The organism is Prochlorococcus marinus str. AS9601 (assembly GCF_000015645.1).
Lineage (GTDB): Bacteria > Cyanobacteriota > Cyanobacteriia > PCC-6307 > Cyanobiaceae > Prochlorococcus_A > Prochlorococcus_A marinus_O.
In genome coordinates this window covers 366,347-391,561 of record NC_008816.1, presented here as the reverse complement: position 1 = coordinate 391,561, position 25,215 = coordinate 366,347, and the positions used below count along the sequence as shown (strand labels likewise).

The window sequence follows — 25,215 nt, the reverse complement described above, 5'->3', positions numbered from 1 at the left end:
ATTTAAGTAGATTTAGAAAGTAAGTAAATATTTTTAGATTTGTTATGAAAATTTTAATCCATGGAAAGAATCTTGAGCTCACTGGAGCATTAAAAGAATATACTGAGGCAAAGATAGAAAAAGCAACACATCACTATAAGGATATCGTTAAAGAAGCTGACATACACCTTTCAATCGAAAAGAATCCAAGAGTCTCGTTCCAAACAGCAGAAGTTACTATTTTTGCGAATGGTACCGTAATTAGAGCTGAAGAAAAAACTGAGAATCTATACTCAAGCATTGATTTAGTTTCAAATAAACTTTGTAGAAAATTACGCAAATATAAAGAAAGAAACAATAAAACAATTCATAATAAACAATTTAAAAATAAAGATTCTTTACCAATTGAAAGTATGGAATCAAATTTTTTAGATAAAGCTTTATTTAAAGAAGGAACTGAAGCAAGTCTGCCTGAGCCATCTATAAAAAATAAATACTTTGAAATGACTCCAATTTCATCAGACGAAGCAAGAAAACAATTAGATCTAATTGATCATGATTTTTATGTTTTTCGAAACAAGAAAAATAATGAACTTCAAGTTATATATAAAAGGAATCATGGAGGTTATGGACTGATTCAATCTAAATAAGTTTTAAATGCCCAATATTGAATATGAATTAAACGAGAAAATTCATGCGATTATTATTAACCCTTATTTATCATGGGAAGATTTCTGTGTGAATTGCGATTTAATAAGAAAATACAATATCAAAAATATTTCTACTTCACTAAATTATTTAACTGACCTTAAAAACTGTTTGGGTAATTACAGTGCGGACATAAACGCACTTATTTCTTACCCTTTAGCAGATTTACCAGTTTCATTTATTGAAGAATTAGTTTGTTTTGCTAAAGATAAGGGGGCAAAAGGAATTGAATATATCCCAAACTTTATCAATTTATCCAAAAGAAATTTAGAAACTTTCGCTGCTGAAATTGAGCAAGTTAAATTATCTGGATTACCAGTTTCAATAATCATAAATAAATCAAAACTACAAGAAGAAGTTTTAATTAACGCGATAGAAATATGTTTAGAATTAGGTATTAAAAATTTTCAATTCGGGGACGGGTTTGGATCTCCTCTTACATTTAATGATGTCGCCGAAATACTAAAAATAACAGGCTCTCAAAATCAAATCAAAGTTGTAGGTGGCATAAAAAAACTGAAGCAAGTAATTGATTTGTTTGATATTGGAATTAATTGCGTGGGAACTTCCAATTTTTGTGAAATTTTTGAAGAAGTTAACGTAATTTAAATGTCTGGTTCTGGTGAGTGCAGACTAAAAGGTCTCTGTATTAAAGCTTCTCCATTAGGCGAGAATGATAGATTAATAACTATCCTTACCGATGAGCAAGGGATTGTTAGATTAGCGGTACCTGGTGCTAGGCGTCCTAAAAGTAGTCTTGCCGCAGCTACTCCTTTAACATATTTAAGTCTGCAAATTTTTGGGAAAAGAAATCTTAAATCTGTACGTCAAATTAAAATATTAAAAAGCTATTCTGGCCTAGGTAAAAATATTGAATGTCTTGCAGCCGCGCAAGCAATAACTGAATTAACATTTTTATTAGTAGGTAATAATGACAAGCAACATGACTATTTATCTTGCGTTCTTGCACATCTTGATAGGATTTATTTATTTAAAGAGTCTCAAGAAGAAGATATTAAAATGCTCTCAATGAGTCTTCAATCTTTAATCCATCTATTAGCCATCGGGGGTATTAATTTACCAATTCATCATTGTTGTAAAACTGGAGAACCTATTGTTCCACCTATAGGAAATTGGGAATGGAGTTGTTATTTTTTACCAAGTGAAGGGTTTTCATCCATAGAAGATCCTCAAAGTAATCTAAAAATAAATGCATCTGAAGTTGCTCTATTACAGAGACTTCTTTTCCCAGAATTACCAATAAAATCTAATGGAGAGTTGTTGGGTCCCAAAAAAGTCTGGCTTAAAATATTGTTCATTATTGAGACATGGATCTCTACTCAATTAGAGAAGGAGCTATCTTCACTAAAAATGTTGAGAGAAATATATAGTTAGCATTTTCATGAAGCATTAAAAAATTTAAAAAATATGATCATGGCGCCTTTGCCTGTTAACTTAATAAATAGTTAATTCAATTAATTTGGTTCATATTGCCTGGTTGGGAAAAAAATCCCCTTTTTGTGGAAATGTAACTTACGGTAATTCAACTACTCAGGAATTAAAGGCCAGAGGGCATAAAATTAGTTTTATTCATTTCGATAATCCCTCTACTTCAAATTCATCAAAACCATTATTTCTTGCGAATGATCCTGATGTAAGTCTCCCATATTTAATTAAATCTCAAGTTTATACAATACCCTCGCCAAGGGCAGAAAAAGAGCTAAGGCTATCATTGGAAAGACTAAAGCCTGACATAGTACACGCAAGCCTAACTTTGTCTCCTTTAGACTTTAGACTGCCAGAGCTTTGTACTAAAATTAATGTTCCCCTTATAGGAACATTTCATCCACCATTTGATGCAAAAAATAGAAATCTAACTGCAAGCACGCAACAATTAACGTATCAACTTTATGCTCCATCCTTAGCAAAGTTCCATAAAATAATTATTTTTTCTGAACCTCAAAAAAATGTTCTTGAGAAATTAGGAGTACCTAAAGAAAAACAAATAATTATTCCAAACGGAGTTGATGAAAATATTTGGAAACCTTTTTGCGAAAAAAGTAAAAAATATAATCAGGTTAAAAACAAACTTGGCAATGAAAGAATCTTTTTATACATGGGAAGGATTGCAAATGAAAAAAATATCGAGGCACTTTTACGTTCTTGGCGCCAAACAAGAACTCAAAATTGCAAATTAGTTATTGTTGGGGATGGACCAATGAAGCCAACACTTGAAAATAGTTTTTCTAACCTTGGTAATGAGAAATTAATTTGGTGGGGTGCCGAATTAGATTTAGAAACTAGGGTAGCAATAATGCAAATAGCAGAAGTATTTTTCTTGCCAAGCTTAGTAGAAGGTTTATCATTATCACTTTTAGAGGCAATGTCGGCTGGTACTGCATGCGTAGCTACAGATGCCGGAGCGGATGGTGAAGTTTTAGATAACGGAGCAGGAATAGTAATTTCAACTGATAATGTGGCTGCACAATTAAAAACTATAATCCCAATTCTTGTAGAACACCCTTCATTTACAAAAGATCTTGGCGAAAAAGCTAGAGAACGTGTACTTGAGAGATACACAATTACTAAAAATATAAATTCACTTGAAAAAGTTTATATGAACTTAAAAGATAATTGAAAAAACTAACGAAACTCTTTACTTCGATTACTAGCTGAAACTATTGATTCAATTAATGCTGACCTTACACTCTTTTTTTCTAAAACCCTTAAAGCAGAGATAGTTGTTCCACCTGGAGAGGTTACTAAATTTTTGAGCTCAGAAGTAGTAAGTTTATTTTCCTTTATTAAACAAATAGTCCCTAGTATCATTTCCATAACAAGTTCCTCTGAAATTATTTTTGGTAATCCCCCACTTAATCCTCCATCACTTAATGCTTCTATAATCAAAGCAATAATTGCAGGACCAGATGAGGTTAAAGCTAAAAATATATCAAGGTAATCTTCAGTAAATTCATAAATCTTACTAGTATTTTCAAATAATTTTTTTGTAAATTGTTTCTGATCTTCTGTAATTTCTTCACCCCAAGAAATTCCTGTTAAACCTTTTCCAATAGTTATTGGAATATTTGTAACCACTCTCACACATTTATGATTAGGAAACTTTTGAGTGAGTTTATTTATTGAAACCCCCGCAAGAATTGAAACTATTAAATTGCCCTTATTTTTTATCTGATGGGCCTCACTTATATCTTTTAATTGTTGGGGTTTTATCGAAAGAAGTTTATATTGACAATCCCAAATTATTTTTGACTCTTTAGAACCTGATTTATAAACGTTTATTTTATATTTATAATTTTTTTTTATGTTTTCTAAACTTTTTTCTGAATTAACAACACAAAAAACATTCTCTGGCTGAATTAATTTGTTATCTAATAAAGGGGTAACTATAGCGCTTGCAATATTTCCAAAACCAATAATCGCAATTTTATCTGTCACAGATTAATCATGAATAAGCACTTAATTTAGAATTACCCCATGCTGGTTCAGGAGTAGTATTTTTGCCCAAACTATATTGTGGTGTGTTTTCTGTAGACACAGAAGAAGGAGAAGCTTCTTCTGGGGAAGAACTAGTTACATTTACACAACTTGGAGCAAAAAGAAAAATACTTTCACCGACTCTCTCTTGATGTCCATCAATTGCATATGTTCCCCCAGCAATAAAATCAACAGCTCTTTGAGCCTGATCAGGATCCATCATAGTTAAATTGAGAATTACAGTTTTTCTCTCTCTTAATGCTTGTATAGCTTGAGGCATCTCATCAAAACTTCTTGGTTCCATTAAGCTAACTTCTGAGGATGAATTTGAGATTCCTGGCATACCAACTACTTTTGATGATCTGTTGTTATTCATAAAATCGAATGGATTTGAATTTGCAAGGGCATTTGAATTCTTTGGATTTTGTTTGAAATTATTAATATCATTTAATTCATCCTCTGAAGGATAATCCAACTCATCAAAATCATCATCGAGATACTCATCCCCTGCAACAACTGCCTTTAATCTAGAAATAAGTGACACCTTTTAAATCCTCTTGAAATTAATTACTAAGGTTTAAGAACCTTAAGTATTAGATTCATTTTTTAAATGAATAAACTACCTATACTTAAATAACGTTAGTTGAACTTTACTGCAAGTTTATAGATAAGATTTTTATAAAAAAATAACTAATTAGGATCTGCCTCCAAAAATCAATGCTCCTAATCTTAACCAAGTTGATCCAGCGTCAATAGCTTCCTCCCAATCACCTGACATCCCCATGGAACAATCTGGTAGTTGCAGGTAATCAGCGAGAGCGCGACATTTTTTGAACAATCCTAAATTTTCTTTAGGGCTAAGTCCTTTAGGATTGATAGTCATCAAACCGGTTAATGAAATATTTTTCAACTCTTGAATTTCTGTCCATTTCAAAATTAAAGATTCAGGATTAAAGCCTCCTTTAGTAGGGTCATCACTCAACTTAACCTGCAACATAATGAATGGTTTTTTCTTCTCTTCACGTGAAATATTAGAAATCTTTTGCAACTTTTCAAATGAATCTACTGAATGAATATATTTAAAATTTTGAACTATTTTTCTTATTTTATTACTTTGTATTCTTCCAATAAAGTGCCAATTTATTTGTTTAAGCTCTTTTAATGTTAATTGTTTTTCAAACGCCTCTTGAACCTTACTTTCACCAAAATCGTTCTGACCTATATTTTGAATAGTCTTGATTTCTTGACTTTTAAATCCTTTACTCACCGCAAGAATATTTATATTTGATGGTATTTTATTTTTTATTTTTAAATAATTTGCAGAGTTCACATTTTATAAGAAAGTTTGCGTAAATAAATTCTCCCATTTAGATAGTTCTTCAGATCCTTTTCTTTTAGCTTTTTGAAGGTTTAATTCGGCCTGATTACGGGCATCTAAATAAGGTATAACCTCAAAAAAACTTCTCTCTGTCGAACTTCTACTAAGAAAAACATTTTTTGAGCATATAGAGTCGCATAAATATCTCTCCCATCATTTCCAGGGGAAACTTGGTATAGCATGCCAAATGTTGGATGGTTTAAATAACGCTCAGAACTCAAACCTAAAATATTGTGTTATTTATAATGCACCATACAGTTTTCTAAGAAAAATTGCTATGCAAATAAAACAAATCGATAATGTATTAACAATTACATTGAGAGATTTTGAGGGATAAAGAGTCCTAAATCTGTTGGTTTTTATAATAATTTTTTTCTTTGAGAGTAGTGATTCTGCTCCATGATCAATTCTCAGAAATATATTTTGAAATAACCTTTCCACTAACATTAATAAAACATTAAAGGATTTCTTTAATCCTAAATTTCGAAAATTTATTGATCTAACTGACACTGATTTAATGATATTTTGAAGTTCTTCCTGCACTAGAGGAATAAAACGTAATGCAATTAACAACTGAAAAAGCCACTTACTAGTTGGCAATCCAATCTTTCTTAATGGGTACATGAACCAACTTAATCCCCATACAATGTCTTCCTGCAATGTGGTTAAAAGCATCAAATTCACACTATGAATAACGGTAAATATCAAAGTAGAGGTTTTTATTCCTAGTTCAAAGGCTTTTCTTGATAAGTTATAGGGACCAAAATTAATAAACCATATCTTCTGTGAAGGAATTTGCAAAATATTCCATTCTTTTTGGCTTTCCAGTACTACTTGCAACTCATTGGGATTTCTCAAGTAGCCATCAAGAGATTGAATATCAGAAGAGGCAATTATTGATATAAATCCAATTAAAAGTGACAAACATGAGAGGAAAACTAATGATCGCCACCATACTCTAGATGGTAATAAACTTAAAAAAGTAATTAATAGTAAAATACCGACTAAACTCAATCTCCATATTGGACCTGCCCAGATTGGAGTGATTAAAAATATCATTACGATAATTATTTTTAATCTACTATCTATAATTCTTAGCCAACTTCTATTACCATGAACGTATTGACCAACAGAAAATTTGGTTAGCAAATTCATTAATCTTTTTGAATTAACTCAATATTTTCTCTTTCGACTTCTTTATTTAAAGCTCTTTGCTGTTTTCCTCTCCAAAGTAAAATTAGAGGTGTGCCTTCAAAGCCTAAATTTACTCTAATTTGTTTTTCAATATATCTTCTATAAGTTATTCCGAATAATTTAGGGTCATTTACAAAAAGAGTAAAAGTGGGAGGTTTGTTCTTTACTTGAGTACCGTAATAAAGCCTACCTTGCTTGCCGCTTCTCTTCGTTGGAGGACTTTTCCAACTGATTGATTCTTTTAGTACTTCATTAACTACAGATGTTGTAACTCTTCTTCTATGTTGATTTACAGCATTAAGAGCATGCTCAAAAATATTATCAACCCTTTGACCAGTTAGGGCAGATATAAAAATCATTTTTGACCAGTGTAAAAAATATAGTTTAGATCTTAGTTCTTTTTCTACTTGATAAATTGTTGAACTATTTTTTTCTATAAGATCCCATTTATTAACAACAATTATACAAGCTCTACCTTGTTCTTCTATGCGCCCAGCCAGCTTCTGGTCTTGATCAGTTACTCCATCTACAGCATCTATAACTAAAACACAAACATCACTTCTATCTATAGATTTAAAAGCCCTATTAATACCAAAGAATTCAGTGCCATATTTAACATTTTTCTTTCTTCTAATCCCTGCAGTATCAATAATTTTCCAATTATTATCACCTTTTTTAATAAGCGTATCTATTGAATCAGTTGTCGTGCCACTAATATCACTAACTATTGCTCTTTTTTCTCCACAGATTGAATTTAACAAACTAGATTTACCAACATTAGGCCTACCAATAATTGACATCATTATCTTTTCTTCATCATCCTGGATATTATTTTCAGGAAGTTCGCCAATAACGAGATCTAAAAGATCTCCAGTACCTGAACCATGAATAGCTGAAACAGGGTTAGGTTCGCCCAATCCTAATTTCCAGAACTCTGAAGCTAGGGATATTCCTAAAGTAGTCGATTCGCATTTATTAACAGCAACAATTGTTTTGCAGCTTGAGTTTCTTAACCATTTTGCTATTGATAAATCACCATCAGTAACGCCTTGATTTCCATCTACCACCAGTAACGCAAGTGAAGCCTCTTCTAGAGCCAAGAAGACTTGTGTCCTTATCTCTGGGAGAAATTCACTTTCGTCATCAAAAACTAAACCTCCAGTATCGACTATTTGAAATTCCTTACCTCCCCATGAAGCATTTTGATAAGTTCTATCTCTTGTAACACCAGGCTTATCAAATACTATTGCATCATTACTTTGGCAAAGACGATTAACTAAGGTAGATTTCCCAACGTTCGGTCTTCCGATAATTGCTATTGTAGGAAGAATCAATTCTTCTCTCCAAAGAAAATAGTATCCATTACAACTATACCTTTAATAGAATCATTTACCTTATTCAAAAAAACTTATTTAATTTCTGGATCGCCAAAATGTCCTTTAACTGGATTAGCAGGGGGAGAACTAGGACTTGGCATTAATCCATTATCTTCTGAAAAACAATCATTTTCAATCGCCCAATAAATTAACCAATTGACTGCCGTCGCTCTTCTAGTTCTTCTTGGATAGAGTTCATGAATCTTGTAACCTTTAAAATTAAGAAAATTTTTCAATCCCTGTTTATAGTCTTTTGGAATTGATCGAGTCAAATGTACTGAGGCTGGCCGCTCTGAAATGATTTGAGGAGCTTTTTCAAATTTTTCTGACCAATAAGAAGGAGTTAATGCACTAGAAACCCAAATATTTGAAGTTTTTTCTCTAGTATAAAAAAGTCTTTCCCAAACCAATTCACAAACAAAAACATCACTAACCTTATCTTCGAGAACAAGAAATAATAGATGCTTACATATTGGCCATGTAAATTTATTTTCAACTAATTTTTCTTTTTTTTGCATTAATCGAACCTTATCAAAATCAAAGAAAAATAAGGCATAAATTCCTTTTTATATTGTGATGCATATTGAATAATTTGATCAGGCATCCCAACACTTAAAGCTATTAATGTTGTATCGATAATATCCTCTTTTTTTAAAATTTCCCTGACTAAATGCCATCTTTTGCCAACTTTCATAATTGCTAATACCGTTTTATTTCCCTTACTTTCGCTAATTAGGGTTGTTAATTCAAATTCTGAAGAAGGGCATTCTTTGATGATCAATGTCTCGCCTTTTTTTACCAAATCAAAATCATTCAAAGCTGCTGCTGCTGAAATAGAGGAAATACCAGGTATTGTTTTGGTAATAATTTCAGCATGATTATTTTTTATTAACCTCAAAATATTAGAAGAACTTGCAAATAGTGAAGTATCTCCAAGACAGAGTAAAACAACTGATTCGCCATTTTGTATAAATTTCACAATTTTTTCTACAGCATTAGACCATATTTCATCTGGATCAAAATCCTTCCTAGCCATTGGGAAGAGGATAGGAATATTTTTTTTAAATTTAGTGTATTTCTTGACTATTTCCGCAGCGAAACTCTTTTTATTATCATCTGATATTGGGAAAACTATAACTTTCGCTTTTTTTATTGCATCCACAGCAGCAATTGTTAAAAGCGATGGATCTCCAGGGCCTACACCAACGATGGTGAATGTTGGTAAATCAGTTTTATATCGATTAAGTAAGCTTAAGAACTTGTTTATAATCATTTTTATTTTATTAACTTTAGCTATGTACCCTTGGCAATAAGTAAGTTTCAGCTAGTATTGATGCCTCAATTTCAGACAATTCCTCTAACCTTTTGAAAGTTTGATTTTTAGAGAATTTAGTTTGCGCTAGTTTCCAGTAAACTCCAAAATGTCTTGCCTCACTCTCAAGCAGAGACTCATAAAGGGATTTAAACGATTTATCTTCAGAATTCAGCGCAAGCAAACTTAATCTTTCATGACTTCTTGCTTCAATAAGTCCTGCTATTAAGAAACTATCAAGCATTCTATTGGGCTCTTCCTTTCTTATATTCTTGGACAATTCAGCTCCATATGGAGGCGGTTTTAAGGACTCAAGAGAATATCCAAGATCCTTTAAAAAATAAAGTATTTTTTCAAAATGCTCTAATTCCTCTCTCGCTATTGGACTAAGAACTTCTGCCAGATTTGGTTCTGATGGATATCTAAACATCAATTGAATAGCTACTCCTGCTGCTTTTCTTTCACAATGAGCATGATCAATAAGAACTTCTATTGGATTAGATAATGCGAGTTTGATCCATTCATCCGAGGTAAATGACTTTAAATATTTAATATGAGAAATAGGCCTTTTAAAATCGACTAGCATTTAATCTTTACTACTTAAATATCCAATGATTCCTTCAAGAGCTAAGGAATAACTTGATATCCCAAATCCACTAATAATTCCTATAGCTTTATCTGTAAGAAAAGATTCTTTACGAAAATCTTCTCTACTAAAAATATTTGAAATATGTAACTCCACAAACGGAATTTTTGATCCAACTAAAGCATCACGAATAGAAATCGAAGTATGAGTAAAAGCACCAGCATTTATAAGAATACCTTGGATACTTTTTACAGACTCCTGAATTTTATCTACTATTTCTCCTTCATAATTACTTTGAAAACATTCAAGATTAATACTTTTTTCTTTAGCAACTTTAGTTAAATCTTTTTCTATATCACTCAATGTTTTATTACCATATATTTCAGGTTCTCTAGTTCCCAAAAGATTTAGATTTGGTCCATTTATCAATAAAATATTCATCATCAATAAAGTCTTTTCTTTACAAATGCTATCTAGAAAGAAACAAAAAAACCAAAACAATTTCACACAAAGTGTCCATTAACTGATAAGTTCAAATAGTGGGGGTCGGTGCCCGAGTGGTTAAAGGGGGCGGACTGTAAATCCGCTGGCTCTGCCTACGTTGGTTCAAATCCAACCCGGCCCACTTTAAAATTGCCCTTGTAGCTCAGCGGTAGAGCACTCCCTTGGTAAGGGAGAGGTCTCGGGTTCAAGTCCCGACGAGGGCACTCGCGGGATAGCTTGGTATCAGTGAGATTACCACTATCGCACAAAAAAATTATTCAGAAGTGGACGTCCGTTTTCGGGTCCACTTTTCTGTTTTAAAGGCGGATATCTGGAGGTGCATCACACAAACGATGGCACCGAAATGGCAACAATCAGAAGAAGCGGCAGCGGCTGGCAGGTCCTTATCAGAAGGAAGAATTATGTAGGCCCGAGGTCCAGAAATTTTCTTTCCAGAGATCTGGCTGAATCCTGGGCAGATGCAGTCGAAGAGAGAACAAAAAAGGTTTTAAATGACACTCCCGTCACCCTGGGAGAGGCAATCAATGACTATATAAATGGTCCATTACTTCTGCACCGCAGTGCGGAGAATGAAAAATATCCTCTCAGGGTTACTGCAGAAAGCTGGCTGGGAGATATTCCACTAAGTGATCTGCAGATTAAGCATTTTGCAGTCTGGAGAGATGAACGATTACTGAAGGTGAAACCGAATACAGTTATGCGGGAACTGAGGATATTAAGAGTATTGATTGACTGGGCAAGAGATGAAAGAGGAGCGGAAATAAAAGATAACCCCGCAAGGCAACTGAGAGTGAGAGGGACAGGAGATGCAAGAGCTCCTTTTTTAACGAATGAAGATGAAAAAAGACTCCTGTTTGAACTGTCGCAGATGTCCAACCAAAATCATCTGAGACTCACAAAGCTTGCACTGACAACTGGCTTCCGCCGCTCCGAACTTTTGAGCCTGACCTGGAGAAATATAGATCTGAAGAAAAAATTACTCTATATATATAGAAAGAATTGTGCCGCAATAGATAATTCATCCGGAATGAGGCTTGTTCCTTTCCCTGAAAAGGCGCAGAAGATCCTTGAGGAATTACAGGGAAGAGATGGGAAAGTTATAGAACTTTCAAAAGGTGCTGCAAGAAATGGATTTGATAAAGCCCGAAAAAAAGCAGGACTTGAAACTCTCAGATTTCATGATCTAAGACATATAGCCATAAGCAGAATGTGGCGTTCGGGAATGAGTGCCCTGGAGATAAGTGCATGCAGCGGCCACAGAGATATAAAAATGTTGATGCGCTACAGCCATTTTCAACTTTCCATATAAATCAACAGTCAGTCCCCCATAGGGGGGTTATTGCAGGTGATGGAGCGTATAAAACCTGTAAAGAAATTTATGATTAATTTTTAGAATATGGCTTCTAAATGTTGCAATTCTCTGGCCTTGAGATGACAATCTGATCGTGGCATCTATCATTTATTAACGCTTTATATAGTGTCTGAAGGGGAATTGAAAACAGCAAAGACACAACTGAAATGGATTGGTACTCCATCACTTGGACAGGGTAGATCCAGTGGTGGTAATGCCGCAAGTGAAATTTTTGAAGCAGGTGGATCTCAGAGAAAACGATCACTGCTGGAAACACTTGTCAGAGAAATCTGTCAGAACAGTCTCGATCAGAGAAAGGATAAAAAAGTGAAAATATTTTTTGATCTGATTGTGCTGAAGGGAGAGAAAAAAGAGAAATTTCTTAAATCAATCAACAGTGAAACTCTTATCCCTCATCTTTCATCAGTGAAAGGTTCAAGTGGAACTGCCCTCACCCTGAAGGCCGGACTTGAATCAATGAAATCATCTGATCTTGTCTGTCTGAAAATCAGTGATTACGGAACTGATGGGCTGACAGGTGATGACTGGGACGAGAAAGGAAATTTCCGTAAGCTCTGTGTGCAGAATTTTTCAACCGGAAAAGAGTCTGGATTAGGAGGAAGCTTTGGGCTGGGGAAGGCAGTCAGCTGGATGCATTCAAGAATATTCACTGTTCTTTTCTCATCAAGAATTGAAGGCAGAAAGAAATTAAGAATTTTTGGAAGAAGCGAAATTCCCGCTCATGAAATGGACGGGAAATCATGGCTTGATGGTGCCTACATGGGATCTGAAAGTGAAAAAGATGGAATTCCTATTGCAGAATCCACCTGGATGAAAGAAAGAGATGCAGAAAAAATTCTTCTCAATCGTGACAATAATACTGAGTGCGGAACAACTATCCTCATCCCAACTTTTCATGAACCTGATCGCGATGATACCGGTTCGTCAGGGATAAGAGATCCCGAGGAGCTCTGCAGAGATTTCACAAAAGCCGCATCAAAATGGTTCTGGCCTGCAATCAGCTGGGAAAGACTTGATTTTAAAGCAAGAGTATTTCGTGAAGAGGGCAAATCAGCAGAATATATATCTGAAGCCCGTGCTGATGAAATATGGTCTCCATTCGTTGAGTGCGGAAGAGTAGAACCTTTCGAAGGTGCAAAATCATTATTCCCAGGCGACAGTTCCTCAATTGATGTTGAGTTTCCCATACCTAGACGAGTGGAACCCTCAGACAATCCTGAACTTCTTCATGATGAGCTCAAAAGTACTGTCAGACTTGGAGTTACAAGAGTCTCTTCCAAAGAGGAATGTCTGCCATGCCGTTCAACTATTGCACTTATAAGGGGTTCTGGAATGGTTATTGATTATGCCGAAGGTACAAAGTTAAGTGATGGAGGTTCCTATTGTGCAGCTGCATTTGTAGGTACATCATTGAATGAGATTGCCGAATCTGACAAGACAGAGTTGAGCAGGGAAAATAACGCATTCGCTGAAGAATATTTCCGTGCAGGTGAACCAGTGACTCATGATGACTGGCTGCCTACAACAAGAAGACTGAGAGAAAGTTATACCTGGAGAGGTCATGCCAACAGACTTAGAGGAATCAGATATGAACTAAGGCAGATCCTCATTCAGAACTTACTGACTTCATTTATTGCTCCGCCGGATGAAGGACCAGAAATGCTTAAAAGAATGATTAATCTTGGCAGAGGAATTAAAGAAAAGAAAAGTCTATCCAAGACAAAAAGTTCCGCACTTGAAGTTGTTATAGATAGAGATCAATGCTCCTTCATTAAAAAAGCCAATGGATGGAGAATAGCCGGCAAATTAGTACGATCAGGTGAATCAATCAAAACTGCAAAAGTACATTTATCTTTCCAGAGCATTGCAGACAGTGGCCAGGGAGAAATGTGGGGAATAAGTGATATGAGAATTATGGGGAGTGAACAATATATTTCATATGACGACTCTGATTCAAGGAGATTTGTATTCTCTGCCGAAAACCAATTTTCATCAGTTCCTTTTGAGTGCATAGTCAAACCTCCATCCGGAGTAAACCCTGAAATTGCAGGCTTCAGGAAGGTAGGTTAATCATGCATTTTGTCCCCTGGAAAACAATAGATCTTGATGGAGCATTTCGAATAACAGCTCCAGACAGCATTTCTGAAGAGGTAATTCAGGAAGTAAGCAATGGAATTACTTTCAAGTTCAATGGCAAACTTGAAAAGACAAAACTTGAGATACTGCTAACTGCACCATTTGAATGGGAAGAAACTCTTCATCCCACAGAAAGGGAAAATCCTCCTGTTAAATTCATATGCCGTCTTATAAGCAGATCAACAGGTAGAAGAGAAATAATTGATTTAGAGGATGGTGGTGGTGGATTCTTTTTTTCAGAGACTTCCTATATACCTTTTTTAAATGGAGAAGAAGTCAGGGCAGAAGCACTTCTTGTAAGAACAGAACAATTTGCCGGAGAAAAATCAAGGAGCGGCTATGCCACAGAAATGGGTCAGATAATTGGAAGAAGTCTGATTCATACCATTCGTTTTGCTACCGCCGAAGCTAATAATGACTCCATCTTCAACATAAAGTGGCAATCCTTTCCCCCTGAAAGCAAAGATCAGTTATGGAGATTAATCCCAAGTGAACCTCCAGTAATTGAAATGAATGCAGATGTGACTGCATCATTGAAAAAACTTCTGATGAGTAAGGCATTGAGGAAAGATATCAATTCCCTTCAGAGAGATATCATCTTCACCTCAATTTGTTCCACTGTTTGGACCATGCTTATTTCTATTTCGATGAACTCCATCCAGAATATGTTGAATACAAACAGTGACCTGAGCAGTGAAGAAATTGTTGAGCAATTGCCGCCATCACAACTTCAGACTCTATCTCTATTTTCCAAGAATCTTCTTGAAACAAATATTTCTTCACATGAGGCGGTTGTCGCTCTTGCTAATGAACTTAGATCACCCGAATCTTTTCAGAAGTTCATTATAAAAATGAGTTCAATAATCCAGCAGGAAACAAAGATTCTGGAATTGGCCGAAATAATGGCAAGAGGGTGCAGTTTTGAATCAGATATTCCCGCAGACCTAGAAAAAGAGGAGGTTGCATGAGCGAAAAACTCTTCAGATTGAAATCACCTCTAATAAGTAATGGACTTATCTCTGCTTTAAGAAATCCAGATTCTGTAAGTGTAGAGGCAGTCAACTGCACGGTTGATCTTACGAATCTCTCAACACTTATAGATCAACTTATTCTCGAAAAAGTAATTGGTGCAAACCTGGATGCAAGATTAGTTGAGTGTGTTCATACAACATTCAAATCTCTGCCTTCTCATATTCTTACTGATATGAGGATATGGCACTGGTTATGCGTAATAAGATATCCAAATATTCCGTGGCTTAGATGGAGAGGTAATATTCCGGTTGATCCGGAAGATGGATTTACTGTTGGAACAGGAAAGAAACATGTTCCATCACTTAGATTTCTTGGGACATCATCAATAAATGGACATGGCAGAAATACTTTTTCGAGACTTTTTTTTGCTGCCGACAGGATGATGGAGAATGATCATTCTGACTATTCCCTGGTCAAAAAATTATTTACCAGTCAGGAACTTCATCTTGGTTTGAGTGATCGAGAATTTGGCCTGATCCCAAAAATCAATAGAATACTTACTGAAAAACTAGTTGAATTACCAGACAGCAAAGTAAGAATTGCGATAAGAAAACTAAATTCCCTTGGAGGTTCAATATGTCTTGATCTTTTAAGTGAAGAACAACTCCAGCAGTTAATTGATACTCAGAGTGAAGAGGTCGCATGATTCATAAAAATGCAGTAGGGAAAAGTGATCCACACAGATTAAGTCCTGTAAGAGGGCCTTCATCAGAACTTGAGGCACATGTAGATTCATGCAGTTTTGATGAACTTCCTGAATATGCAGCAAAAGTTCGATCTATAAAAAAAGAACCTTATTTTGCTGTTGACCTTTTTTCAGGTGCCGGTGGTTTAAGCCTTGGACTGCATCGTGCAAATTTTGATGTAATCCTGGCCTGCGATATCAGAAACGATTCAATAATGACTCACAGACATCACTTTGGTGGATGTTCATATGAATGTGATTTAAGCAAAAGAAAAGTTATTAATGAAATTTCAGAACAACTTAATAAGTGTGGAGAAATATCACTTATTGCAGGTGGACCACCATGTCAGCCTTTCTCCCGAAATATCAAATGGAGAAAACACAACGAAGAAGTTTCTGCTCAACATCAGGAACTAAATGAAGATAGAAGAGAATTATGGGAATCATTTATTTCGATAGTGGAACAGGTTAAACCAAAAGCTTTTCTCATGGAGAATGTTACTGATATTGCGCAGACAGGTGAGCAGGAAATATATAGATCAATCATTAATAGAGCTGAGAAAGCTGGCTATCGCATAAATCCTAAATTGATTTATGCATGGCAATATGGAGTACCCCAACTAAGGCCAAGATTATTTATTTCCGGAACAAAAATAAATGAATGCGCTCCTATGAAATGGCCAAAGCCAAAATATGATTCTCTCGAAGAGGCAGTCACCTTAGACGAAGCGATTTCAGATCTCCCTCCACTTAAAGGAGGATGGGATGAAAAGTGGGATGAAAAATACAGCTATGAAGGACCGAAAAACGATTATCAGAAATTAATGAGGAATTGGTTGGATATTGATGACGAGATGATTCATGATCATCTGATAAGAAAAGTAAGGGAAGATGATCTTGAGACATTTAAATTAATGCGATCAACCGGGATCAAATATTCCCAATTATCAGAAGAGCAAAGAAGATATTCAGTTACGAGCAAAGCTTTCAGAGAAGGTAAGCAAGTAAAACAAAATCAGAAAATGAGTTTTGGTGATAAATATAATATCCTCAAACCTAATGAACCATGTCTGACAATAACTGCGCATATGTCAAAAGATGGTTATTGGTATATTCACCCTCACCAGAATAGAACCCTATCAGTTAGAGAAGCGGCAAGAGTTCAGTCTTTCCCAGATGGTTTCAATTTTTATGGAGGGCCTTCAAATAGATTCCACCAGATTGGAGAAGCCGTTGCACCAATTGTTGCTTTTGAACTCGGCAAATCTTTCATGAAATCAATTAAAAATGAGAAAGAATTTACTCAACCTGATGTAGTGCCCAAACTTAGAGAAAATCTTATTAACTGGTATGAATCAAATAAAAAAGAAGTTGAACTTATATGGACAAAAAAAAGGGAAGGAAGAAAAATAATTCCAAGTAATATAAGGGCATGGAATGCATGTCTTGGAAATTTACTACCAGAGACTTTCAAAAAAAATACTAAAGAAAAAAATAAACCTGCAATCTTAGGAGATAAAGATCTTGAAAACAGGAAGAAAGAAACCTATCAAAGATTAAAAAACTTTTGGCCTACCCCTGAGATTTTTCTGCAAGATAAAGCTAGAAAAATGAAAATAAAAAGTTTTAGCCTTGAAAAATATATCCCTTCATTAGAACTGTTTGCTGAAGAACTTATAAAAGATGAAATCGATTGGAGTGAAATCGCAAGAAAAGAATATGATTTGTTTTCCAGGAATTCGGTAAGAGGTGCATTAGCTACTGTTGGATTAACCACAGAGATAAAACAATCAATATTTATTAGCAGAATTATTTCTCAGATCATGGATATTGATCATGAAATTTTAAAATTCAGCAATATGAATAGAGATATACATATAGGTCATTTATTAGAAATGGATAAAGATGGTATAGGCTATTGCGCTCTTTTAGCTTTATCAAAAAAAGATAATAAAGAAAAAATAATTGAGAAAATAAATACAGAAGATCTAGAAATAAATAATATTGAAAAAATATCTCAAGTTTATTCAAAAGAATTTAGAGATGTCTCATAAATAGGAAATTTAAAAATCTATAAATTTTTTAATTCTAAAATTTCACTTTCTTTTAATTCAAAAACTTTTGCAATTAATTCTTTCAATTCTATATCTTCCAATAAATCAAATGATTGAACTTTGCCATAGGCAGTTAAATCTATTATTGAATTTCGATAAATATCTTGTTTAACTTTATCAGTTTGCATATTTAATTTTTTTCTAGAAATAATTTCCTCTGCCAACAAGATGGAAAGTTTAGAGCATGAGCTTACACTTGTTCTCTCAATAATGGCTTGAAACTCGTCCTCATTTAAACCTTTTATCAGATTTAATCTTTCATGAAGTTGATATTCTTTACCTTTATCAAAACTAATTAATCTTCTAAAAATCCTTTGAAAAGTATTTCTTGTACCACCACCTTTCATCCGAACCTCCCATGATTTTTTAGAAGCATTTTCAGAAGGTATAGGCCACCTCCAAACGGCGATATCAGGCATTAAAATTATAGTTATATAAGACCAAAAATTATTTCTTAATGCCTCCCCATTTGGCTCTTTATTATTTTGATCAATCCATAAATAAGGCCAATTAAAAAAAATTTCTGCCACTTCATATTCGAAATCAAGAAAAGACTTTTGCTTGTTAGGAAAATTATATTTGTTTGCACAATTTAAAATAGATCGACGCAAATCTAACAAATAATCAATAGGGATTCTTTGTCCACCTGTAGCAGTATAAAATCTTTCTTTATATTCAGGATTAAATTTTCCAACTGAACTTTTTTCTATAAATAAATCAAGTAATTTATTTGCAGTAAAATCTTGAATTTGAGGAAGTAAATAGATCATCTAATCACAAAAAATGCTTTGACATTCACAGTTAAAATCATTAGGACTTGACTTGATCTTTTTTATCAAATTTTGCAAATCACTTGGACCTTCAATAAAGTTTTTTAACCAATTTTTTAGTACGAATCCTAATGAAAACTCTGGATAATCTTCTTGATAATCAAAATTCAAATCATCATCTAATAAAGATGATCTAATAATGGTTGCTATAGTATCAGCCTTGATCGATTGTACTAGGAATTTATTATTTTTTAATTGAAAATCAATATCTAAATTTTTAGAATTTAGATATAGATGATAAGTATTTGTGAAAGTTTCATAAAAATCCTCGGCCCTAAAAGATACATACCATATTGCATCCTTGTATCTAAAATTTATTTGACTTAAATCTTCTTTTGAAACTGGTAATCTTGCTAAATTACCCTCTAATTCTAAGTTTGCAGATTCATCATAAAGTATACTTCCATTTCTATAATGAAAACCATTTATCTCAACCTCATTAGTACAAATTATTAGCCTCAGCTTTACTATATTTGAAATTTGATTCGATTTTAAATTAAATATGAAGGTATTAAGCAATTCAATATCTTCATTAAGTTGATATTCAAAAACTTTTTTTCTTGCGATACCATATTGTCCTGATCCTGTTGTCAAAAGAAATACAACTTTGGAATTATTTAAAATAGGATATAGATTTGCATTTATAAAAGCTTCCTTAATATCCCAAATCAATTTACATTTAATTTCTATTGATGAATAATAGTCCCAATTATCAACTCCATTTTTAAAATCAAAAAAGTCTCCTTTATTTAGGGAATATTCCCATAATGAATTTCCTCTAACCCAAGGCATCAAATTTGGATATGGATAAGCAATATTCGACAAAATCAAAACCCTTTATCTTTGATTTCAGCAGAAAGAGAAACTGCTACATTATCGGGAACTTCAACTGAAACAAATATTTTTACTGAATCTGAATTTAATTTTAGTTGGGGCTTGGTAAGTTCTTCATTATACAAATCATTTTTATCGTATTTTTTCATTAACTTTGACGTCAAGTTTTCATTTTCAGAATTAAGTTGATCTAAAACAAAATGTTTTTCTGCTTCGAATTTTACAATTTTTAGTTCTTTTCCATTAGGGGCTTTGCTTGATTTTTCTTTCCCATCAGAAATAACCAAAGGACAAAATTCAAGTTCGATATTTTTACCTTTACTACTAGATATTTCCATAGAAAAATCTGCAACTACTTTCCCATCAATAAATTTTGTTCCGCAGTAATTTGGTCTGCTTAATATGGTCTTATTTCTTTTTTTAGTACCTGTATTTTTATTTGTTGAATCTCTGCTCCCATCTGAGCCACCAAAACCTTTACCAATCATTGACTGACCCAACTCTCCTGCAAACCACGCTAAAGAACTTTGATCATTATTCTTCGTATCAAATATTAATTCTGAGGTATCTCCAGATAATTTTCTCATTTCTGACTTTATCTCTCTCAAAGCTGTCTTCACAAAGGTTTTTTGATCAGCAGAAATAAAAGGAGATCCTTCCGGCTTCCAATCATCATGAGCGGGAGGTTCAGATTTTCTAAAAGCCTCCTCCACTAATTTTTTTTCACTAGAAATAAAAACTGCTCCCCACTGAGGCTGTCGATCATCTAATTCTTTAAAAGGTTTCAAATATTTAACTACTAATTCAGCTGGTCTTAACAAGGCAAAATGGGAAAGCTTATCAGGAATTTTAGAATTTTCGCCTAATAAATTTTTATATTTTGATTCTCTTCCTAGCAATCCTGACTGTTGACTTCCAGAATAACCCAAAATAATTTTATGTTTTTTTGAATAAATATTATTCTTTTTCTCTCTAGCATCTTTAAGAGCCTCAGCTAATAAACTGTAGGGATAAATATTTTGTGGATCGGGAATAGAATCTGCTTTTTCAAAAACAGAAACATTACATTTCATTGGAGTTTCACCATTATTATTAGGTGTGAACTTTGGCCAAGCATGCCAAAGTATTAAATCTTGTATACGAGTATTTAAATAATTACTTTTATCTTCTTGATTTTGAAATTCAATACCATCTAATAGCTCACTTAAATCAGGATCTAAAATCATAAGGGTTGTGCCTTTTGTAAGGTCGTTATTTCTTTTTGGCATCCCCATATCTTCAGCAAGTTTCTCAGCATATTCATCTAAAAAAGGATCGACATAATTCATATTCTCAGATTGCTTTATACAACCCCACCAATGTCTTCCTGTATATCTTTGTTTGTCAAAGTTAAAAGCTGAACCTAAAGAATATCCGATTAAACGATTTTCAAGTTTTCCTTCATAATTAGTTAGTGAATTAATAATTATTGTTCTGCAACTACTAATATTAAAAAAAGAGGACTTGCCATATCCATATTCACCACCTTGATTTTCCTTATGTTTATGGCTACCAAAATTTTTAACAAAATTCACAAAATCATAATCTTTATCATCTTCATGAGACTCAGAAGCTGAAAGAGGTCCACCAAGACCTTTGGTACCAAAGTCAGAAATTTCTAAAACAACTTTATTTTCTTTTGCTAAAAATTGATCCAATCTTTTTCTATCAATTGTCCCAATGGGGGGCAGTTCACTTAAAAAATTATTGATACAATTTTCTTCACTTTCTCTTAAAGATCTCACTTTTATATTAAATACTGGTTGAGTGAATTGGCCTAAAGATGCATCCCAACTATTTTGAAGGGTTTCTCTCAAAACAATCTCGATTGGACTTAAAGAAGTTGCCCCCATAAGATTGCTTGCGCCATCTGCTGATATACCTCCATTGATCGAATTTGGTTCGCTATATAAACTTGACTGGAAATCTATTTGGTTCATTATTTTTTAAAATTATTAAAAAATTGATCTTTTTCTACTCTGAAATCATTGATAGTATTTAAGGCTAAATCATATTTAATATTAGTAATTCCATCAGGAATTTTATTATCTTTGAATGAATCAGAGTTTATCCTAGGAAAATTTTCATCCACCTTAAAAACAATTGTTTCTAGATGAGAATATCTTTTTTCAAGCCATAAAGATTTATCTCCCATTTTATATTTTGTGCAAGATAACTTATCTCTAAAACCATCTTTATCATCAATTTGAGAAAGGATGTTATCTACTAAATCTGGAACAGATAATTCACCATCAGGATTAATAATAAAACTAGAATAGTATAAATATCTTGATCTATTTTTAATATATTGAAGCTGATTCAACCTATTTATTGTTATTTTATCTTCCCCAGAATAGGAAGAAGATTTTATTTCGACATCAATTTCAGAATATGTATAGTCTATAGTTTTTTCAGGTTTAAGCCAGCCTTTCCAATAATCGTTTTTTATTTTTAAAATTTGATCTACAAAAAATAATTCACCTAAAAGGCCAACTATTTGATTCTCTGAAGGTAATTTACCAAAACTCTTAAATAATTTTTGAAATTTCTCTATTGCCTCTTTTGTTGCAAGAGTTGGAGATAAACCATAGTCGATATTCTTAATAATTAAACTTATAAGGTATGTGAAAGGTTCATGTAAAGAAGTTTCTTTGGAAAAAATAGTTATAAAAAATGATTTCTTCTCTTCTATAAAAGATCTTTCAATTTGAAATGATGAACTTAATTTCGGCAAAGCATTTCTACCACTTTCGTCTCTGATCATTATTCCTTTAGATGAATCTTTATTTATACCTATTAAGATCAGATCTTTTTTTGAACCCGAATAAAAATTTTTATAAGCAAACTCTTTTAAGAATTTATCTCTTTCTAGCTCAACTTCTTGCCAAATTTTTTTTAATTTTTCTTCAGACATAACTTAATTGTTTAAATCAAGCCCCAAACTGTTTCTATTAGAAATAAAATTTGGAGGAGTGGGTATAGCTAATACTATTCCAAAAATATCATGAGGTTCATAATCTAAATCCCCTAAATCCTCTTTTTGGGTTTTAGAAAAAAGTTTGAATCTAGTAGTTGACTCTTCATCAGGTTTTGAATCTTTACTAATTGGATAAATAATTAATAAAGGTCGAGGACCTAAATATTTTTCTCTACATTTTTTGGCCGCAGACCGCAGTTGTTTCCCAAATTTTTTCTTTTCCTCAGATTCATCCCATTCATTTATATCTTTTTGATCTATATCCACAAGTAGATCATCAGGACTAGTAAGAGATTTAATATCTATTATCTTTAAATCATCTTCGCTAGTTCCATTTTGTATTTTTGTCCTATTCATTGTTTTCACATTTAGAACTGTTCCAATATCTCTCTTTAAATAAGAACCTCCCTTTATAGCTATATTCCAAGTTTTAAATATGGAATCAATATTTTCTAAATCTGTATTTATAAAGTTTTTGACATTATTGAAAAGATCCTCGTGAAAATGAAAATTATAGTTATCAAGGAATTTGAGTAAAACTTTAAAACCTATATCTTTAATTATGTGGGCATTCCTCCTTTTTTTATATACAAAATGGGATTGAGTACTACTTTCACACTCATCGATTAAATTGATGATTGCTTTTTCATTATCTTTATGAATTTGTTGATCTAATTTAAACCTTAAAGTCCATAATTCTCTCCCAAAAAATGTCCAAGATGATTTTTTGACTTTTTTGGATATTTTTCCTTTACTTGTGGGATTTCTTTGTTCAAACATTTGAACTAAAACAGGAAAATCAGAAGGCGTTAGATTTTGGCTATTCATCCAATTAATTTGTTCTCTATAAAAGTTTTCTCCACTAACAAAATTAGTAAAATCCAACTCAACTTTGTATGTCATCCATATTCTTGGCAAATCTTCATAACCATATCTAAAACCAAACCATCTTCCCATTTGCATAAGCGTATCATCCTGTTTAGTCTCTCTTAAGAAAAAACTGCTAACTAAGCCATCAATTGTTAAACCTCTTGAAAGTACGTCTCCTCCAATAACAATTGAATGAATAGTTTTATAGTCTTTATCTCTTTTATCTTTAAATTCTAATCTTTCATCAAAATTAGACTCATCTGAATTTTCAACATTTATAGAAAGATCATTTAATTCATTTAATAAATTCTTTTCTATTTTCTGAAAAGACTCAATTTTGAGAGGACAATTTAAATTTGATCTAACAGATGAATTAATTGCTTTTGACTCAATTTTCCATAAATTCTCTAATCTATCAATTATTTCTTTATCTTTATTTTCAAGACCTATTTTTATTGGGATGAACCATTCTTCAAAAATTAAGTTTCTATATAATTCATGCATCTTTAGACTTCTTGAAACATGGATCATCATGCAACAATGATCTTCTTTAAGATTTCTCAATGACCTGGCAGAAAGAACTAACAAAAAATAGTCGCATGCATCTCTTAAACTATTAGTTAAAGAAGGTTTAAAAATAGGTAGATCTTTTCTTTTACAAGTTAAAGATTCAAGTTCAGAATCAGGTATTCTTTTAATAAAGGGTAAACTAAGATCTTCTCCACTTTCATTAGTTATATTATTAGCAAATAGCTTATTTACTCCAAAATAATCAGCTGGTTCTTCTAAGGGGGTTATGAAATCGCTGGGGTAAAGACTTTGCAGACCATCAGGTGCTTTTGGATGTGTTAAAAAAGGAGCGTTCGGCGTTGCGGTATAACCAACATAAGTAACATTTTTAAAATCAATTAATAGCTGTTTTAATAACTTATTTGTACTTGATATTTCATTAGCTTTATCCTTATATTCTTTTGTATTAAGACTTGCCTGATCACATTCATCATCAATAATCAATGTTGATGCCTGCATCTCTAATTTAGGCATCCTTTTCATCTTGGAAATAAGTTTTATAATTATTTGAACATTTTTTTTAATAATACAAATAGTAGTTTTCTTAGTAAATATTGGAATAGCATCTAGGCCCTCTTCAATATCATTTTCATTATCAGTTAAAGGATGCCAAAGAATATCATTATGCTGAAGAATATCATTTTGAATTCTGGCTTGTGTCTGGGCTCTTAAAGCTTTTGTTAATCCTGCCAGCACTATTATTAACTTGTAGCCAGAGTCTGCTGCCTTTGCTATTACACCAGCCATATTTGCAGTTTTTCCTGACTGCACATACCCCAAAACTAATCCTTTAATTTTTTTCCCTGAAGGCGCGTAAGGATTCAAAATTTGATTAACTACTTCAGTTGTTTCATTATTCAAAATTTCGACAGATTCCTTAGTTCTATTTTTGACATTTAAAAGATAGCTTTTATATGAATTCCAATTTTTATGATTTTCTTTTGGTCCAAAATACCAACTTTCTTGCTTCCTTGAAGAAAGTGTTTTTGAATAATCAAGTGCTTTTATTTCATCTTCCTCTAAAAATTTTTTAGCAGCTTCAAGCTCAATGATAAATTTACTATCAAAAAATTTTATATAATCATTTTTATATTTTAAAAATGCATCATCTAAGGAAACATTATTTAGGGTTTTATAGTTTTTTAAATCTTCTATAGAACTTTCATATTTATCGTTATTAAATTTATATTCTTCAATCTTTTCCATTCCAAATAATTTAAATTT

The 25,215-nt window shown here is 32.9% G+C and carries 23 protein-coding genes, 2 tRNA genes and 1 pseudogene; 11 read left to right on the top strand and 15 right to left on the bottom strand.

What is annotated here, in order from left to right:
* The first annotated feature begins 44 nt into the window (after window positions 1-44).
* The 4 genes from hpf to A9601_RS11275 all read left to right on the top strand — a co-directional run bounded on the left by hpf (window position 45) and on the right by A9601_RS11275 (window position 3,325).
* A complete protein-coding gene (gene hpf, locus A9601_RS11290; protein ID WP_011817911.1) occupies window positions 45-629 on the top strand; it encodes a ribosome hibernation-promoting factor, HPF/YfiA family in 585 nt (194 codons plus the stop codon).
* A 7-nt stretch (window positions 630-636) separates the two neighbouring features.
* Window positions 637-1,296: a deoxyribose-phosphate aldolase gene (locus tag A9601_RS11285; RefSeq protein WP_011817910.1), complete on the top strand. Its 660-nt coding sequence runs from the start codon at window positions 637-639 to the stop codon at window positions 1,294-1,296.
* A complete protein-coding gene (recO, locus tag A9601_RS11280) occupies window positions 1,297-2,082 on the top strand; it encodes a DNA repair protein RecO (RefSeq protein ID WP_011817909.1) in 786 nt (261 codons plus the stop codon).
* Between the two features lie 85 nt (window positions 2,083-2,167).
* Window positions 2,168-3,325 carry a glycosyltransferase family 4 protein gene (locus tag A9601_RS11275; RefSeq protein WP_011817908.1) on the top strand — a complete coding sequence of 386 codons (1,158 nt, stop codon included), beginning with the start codon at window positions 2,168-2,170 and terminating at the stop codon, window positions 3,323-3,325.
* A 5-nt stretch (window positions 3,326-3,330) separates the two neighbouring features.
* Here the strand turns inward: A9601_RS11275 and proC are convergent, their stop codons facing one another.
* The 10 genes and pseudogenes from proC to aroQ form a co-directional block, all read right to left on the bottom strand.
* Window positions 3,331-4,143, bottom strand: coding sequence for a pyrroline-5-carboxylate reductase (gene proC / locus A9601_RS11270; RefSeq protein ID WP_011817907.1), 813 nt, complete (start codon window positions 4,141-4,143; stop codon window positions 3,331-3,333).
* Between the two features lie 7 nt (window positions 4,144-4,150).
* A complete protein-coding gene (locus tag A9601_RS11265; RefSeq protein ID WP_011817906.1) occupies window positions 4,151-4,726 on the bottom strand; it encodes a cell division protein SepF in 576 nt (191 codons plus the stop codon).
* A gap of 150 nt (window positions 4,727-4,876) precedes the next feature.
* The gene (locus A9601_RS11260) at window positions 4,877-5,512 is read right to left on the bottom strand and encodes a YggS family pyridoxal phosphate-dependent enzyme (RefSeq protein WP_041484515.1); all 636 of its coding nucleotides are present in this window, start codon (window positions 5,510-5,512) and stop codon (window positions 4,877-4,879) included.
* A gap of 21 nt (window positions 5,513-5,533) precedes the next feature.
* Window positions 5,534-5,781: pseudogene (locus tag A9601_RS18285) on the bottom strand (PII-interacting protein PipX family protein); the annotation flags it as partial.
* Between the two features lie 19 nt (window positions 5,782-5,800).
* Window positions 5,801-6,715: an energy-coupling factor transporter transmembrane component T family protein gene (locus tag A9601_RS11255; RefSeq protein WP_011817903.1), complete on the bottom strand. Its 915-nt coding sequence runs from the start codon at window positions 6,713-6,715 to the stop codon at window positions 5,801-5,803.
* Window positions 6,715-8,088, bottom strand: coding sequence for a ribosome biogenesis GTPase Der (gene der, locus A9601_RS11250; protein ID WP_011817902.1), 1,374 nt, complete (start codon window positions 8,086-8,088; stop codon window positions 6,715-6,717). The genes A9601_RS11255 and der overlap by 1 nt, the downstream gene beginning before the upstream one ends.
* A gap of 74 nt (window positions 8,089-8,162) precedes the next feature.
* Entirely contained in the window at window positions 8,163-8,648 is a 486-nt protein-coding gene (locus A9601_RS11245; protein WP_011817901.1) for a DUF1823 family protein, read from the bottom strand.
* The gene (cobI, locus tag A9601_RS11240) at window positions 8,648-9,403 is read right to left on the bottom strand and encodes a precorrin-2 C(20)-methyltransferase (RefSeq protein ID WP_011817900.1); all 756 of its coding nucleotides are present in this window, start codon (window positions 9,401-9,403) and stop codon (window positions 8,648-8,650) included. The genes A9601_RS11245 and cobI overlap by 1 nt, the downstream gene beginning before the upstream one ends.
* Before the next feature lie 16 nt (window positions 9,404-9,419).
* The gene (locus A9601_RS11235) at window positions 9,420-10,028 is read right to left on the bottom strand and encodes a tRNA-(ms[2]io[6]A)-hydroxylase (protein WP_011817899.1); all 609 of its coding nucleotides are present in this window, start codon (window positions 10,026-10,028) and stop codon (window positions 9,420-9,422) included.
* Window positions 10,029-10,469, bottom strand: coding sequence for a type II 3-dehydroquinate dehydratase (gene aroQ / locus A9601_RS11230; RefSeq protein ID WP_041484514.1), 441 nt, complete (start codon window positions 10,467-10,469; stop codon window positions 10,029-10,031).
* A 102-nt stretch (window positions 10,470-10,571) separates the two neighbouring features.
* On the opposite strand from aroQ, the gene A9601_RS11225 reads away from it, so the two are divergent.
* The 7 genes from A9601_RS11225 to A9601_RS11195 all read left to right on the top strand — a co-directional run bounded on the left by A9601_RS11225 (window position 10,572) and on the right by A9601_RS11195 (window position 17,811).
* Window positions 10,572-10,653, top strand: a tRNA-Tyr gene (locus tag A9601_RS11225).
* Between the two features lie 10 nt (window positions 10,654-10,663).
* Window positions 10,664-10,735, top strand: a tRNA-Thr gene (locus A9601_RS11220).
* 140 nt (window positions 10,736-10,875) lie between these two features.
* Window positions 10,876-11,841 carry a tyrosine-type recombinase/integrase gene (locus A9601_RS11215; RefSeq protein WP_011817897.1) on the top strand — a complete coding sequence of 322 codons (966 nt, stop codon included), beginning with the start codon at window positions 10,876-10,878 and terminating at the stop codon, window positions 11,839-11,841.
* Between the two features lie 183 nt (window positions 11,842-12,024).
* A complete protein-coding gene (locus A9601_RS11210; protein ID WP_225866260.1) occupies window positions 12,025-13,974 on the top strand; it encodes a hypothetical protein in 1,950 nt (649 codons plus the stop codon).
* 2 nt (window positions 13,975-13,976) lie between these two features.
* Window positions 13,977-15,008 carry a hypothetical protein gene (locus tag A9601_RS11205; RefSeq protein ID WP_011817895.1) on the top strand — a complete coding sequence of 344 codons (1,032 nt, stop codon included), beginning with the start codon at window positions 13,977-13,979 and terminating at the stop codon, window positions 15,006-15,008.
* Entirely contained in the window at window positions 15,005-15,718 is a 714-nt protein-coding gene (locus A9601_RS11200; RefSeq protein ID WP_011817894.1) for a DUF6339 family protein, read from the top strand. The genes A9601_RS11205 and A9601_RS11200 overlap by 4 nt, the downstream gene beginning before the upstream one ends.
* Window positions 15,715-17,811 (top strand): DNA cytosine methyltransferase, encoded by a 2,097-nt coding sequence (locus A9601_RS11195; protein WP_011817893.1) that lies wholly within the window; start codon window positions 15,715-15,717, stop codon window positions 17,809-17,811. Before A9601_RS11200 ends, A9601_RS11195 begins: the two co-directional genes overlap by 4 nt.
* A gap of 17 nt (window positions 17,812-17,828) precedes the next feature.
* Here the strand turns inward: A9601_RS11195 and A9601_RS11190 are convergent, their stop codons facing one another.
* Genes A9601_RS11190 through A9601_RS11170 form a run of 5 tightly spaced genes read right to left on the bottom strand, consistent with a single transcriptional unit; the run spans window position 17,829 to window position 25,197 of the window.
* The gene (locus A9601_RS11190) at window positions 17,829-18,641 is read right to left on the bottom strand and encodes a hypothetical protein (protein ID WP_011817892.1); all 813 of its coding nucleotides are present in this window, start codon (window positions 18,639-18,641) and stop codon (window positions 17,829-17,831) included.
* Window positions 18,642-19,526 carry a hypothetical protein gene (locus A9601_RS11185; protein ID WP_011817891.1) on the bottom strand — a complete coding sequence of 295 codons (885 nt, stop codon included), beginning with the start codon at window positions 19,524-19,526 and terminating at the stop codon, window positions 18,642-18,644.
* 2 nt (window positions 19,527-19,528) lie between these two features.
* Window positions 19,529-21,514 carry a hypothetical protein gene (locus A9601_RS11180; RefSeq protein ID WP_011817890.1) on the bottom strand — a complete coding sequence of 662 codons (1,986 nt, stop codon included), beginning with the start codon at window positions 21,512-21,514 and terminating at the stop codon, window positions 19,529-19,531.
* Window positions 21,514-22,488, bottom strand: a complete 975-nt coding sequence (locus tag A9601_RS11175; RefSeq protein ID WP_011817889.1) for a PD-(D/E)XK motif protein — start codon at window positions 22,486-22,488, stop codon at window positions 21,514-21,516. The genes A9601_RS11180 and A9601_RS11175 overlap by 1 nt, the downstream gene beginning before the upstream one ends.
* 3 nt (window positions 22,489-22,491) lie before the next feature.
* On the bottom strand, window positions 22,492-25,197 hold the full coding sequence (locus A9601_RS11170; RefSeq protein WP_011817888.1) for a Z1 domain-containing protein: 2,706 nt from the start codon (window positions 25,195-25,197) through the stop codon (window positions 22,492-22,494).
* Window positions 25,198-25,215: the final 18 nt, after the last annotated feature.

What these genes read in the sequence shown, in the direction of transcription:
- hpf (WP_011817911.1), top strand. Translation starts at nt 45, where the DNA reads ATGAAAATTTTAATCCATGGAAAGAATCTTGAGCTCACTGGAGCATTA.
- A9601_RS11285 (WP_011817910.1), top strand. Translation starts at nt 637, where the DNA reads ATGCCCAATATTGAATATGAATTAAACGAGAAAATTCATGCGATTATT.
- recO (WP_011817909.1), top strand. Translation starts at nt 1,297, where the DNA reads ATGTCTGGTTCTGGTGAGTGCAGACTAAAAGGTCTCTGTATTAAAGCT.
- A9601_RS11255 (WP_011817903.1), bottom strand. Translation starts at nt 6,715, where the DNA reads ATGAATTTGCTAACCAAATTTTCTGTTGGTCAATACGTTCATGGTAAT.
- A9601_RS11245 (WP_011817901.1), bottom strand. Translation starts at nt 8,648, where the DNA reads ATGCAAAAAAAAGAAAAATTAGTTGAAAATAAATTTACATGGCCAATA.
- cobI (WP_011817900.1), bottom strand. Translation starts at nt 9,403, where the DNA reads ATGATTATAAACAAGTTCTTAAGCTTACTTAATCGATATAAAACTGAT.
- A9601_RS11235 (WP_011817899.1), bottom strand. Translation starts at nt 10,028, where the DNA reads ATGCTAGTCGATTTTAAAAGGCCTATTTCTCATATTAAATATTTAAAG.
- aroQ (WP_041484514.1), bottom strand. Translation starts at nt 10,469, where the DNA reads ATGAATATTTTATTGATAAATGGACCAAATCTAAATCTTTTGGGAACT.
- A9601_RS11215 (WP_011817897.1), top strand. Translation starts at nt 10,876, where the DNA reads ATGGCAACAATCAGAAGAAGCGGCAGCGGCTGGCAGGTCCTTATCAGA.
- A9601_RS11205 (WP_011817895.1), top strand. Translation starts at nt 13,977, where the DNA reads ATGCATTTTGTCCCCTGGAAAACAATAGATCTTGATGGAGCATTTCGA.
- A9601_RS11200 (WP_011817894.1), top strand. Translation starts at nt 15,005, where the DNA reads ATGAGCGAAAAACTCTTCAGATTGAAATCACCTCTAATAAGTAATGGA.
- A9601_RS11195 (WP_011817893.1), top strand. Translation starts at nt 15,715, where the DNA reads ATGATTCATAAAAATGCAGTAGGGAAAAGTGATCCACACAGATTAAGT.
- A9601_RS11190 (WP_011817892.1), bottom strand. Translation starts at nt 18,641, where the DNA reads ATGATCTATTTACTTCCTCAAATTCAAGATTTTACTGCAAATAAATTA.
- A9601_RS11180 (WP_011817890.1), bottom strand. Translation starts at nt 21,514, where the DNA reads ATGAACCAAATAGATTTCCAGTCAAGTTTATATAGCGAACCAAATTCG.
- A9601_RS11175 (WP_011817889.1), bottom strand. Translation starts at nt 22,488, where the DNA reads ATGTCTGAAGAAAAATTAAAAAAAATTTGGCAAGAAGTTGAGCTAGAA.
- A9601_RS11170 (WP_011817888.1), bottom strand. Translation starts at nt 25,197, where the DNA reads ATGGAAAAGATTGAAGAATATAAATTTAATAACGATAAATATGAAAGT.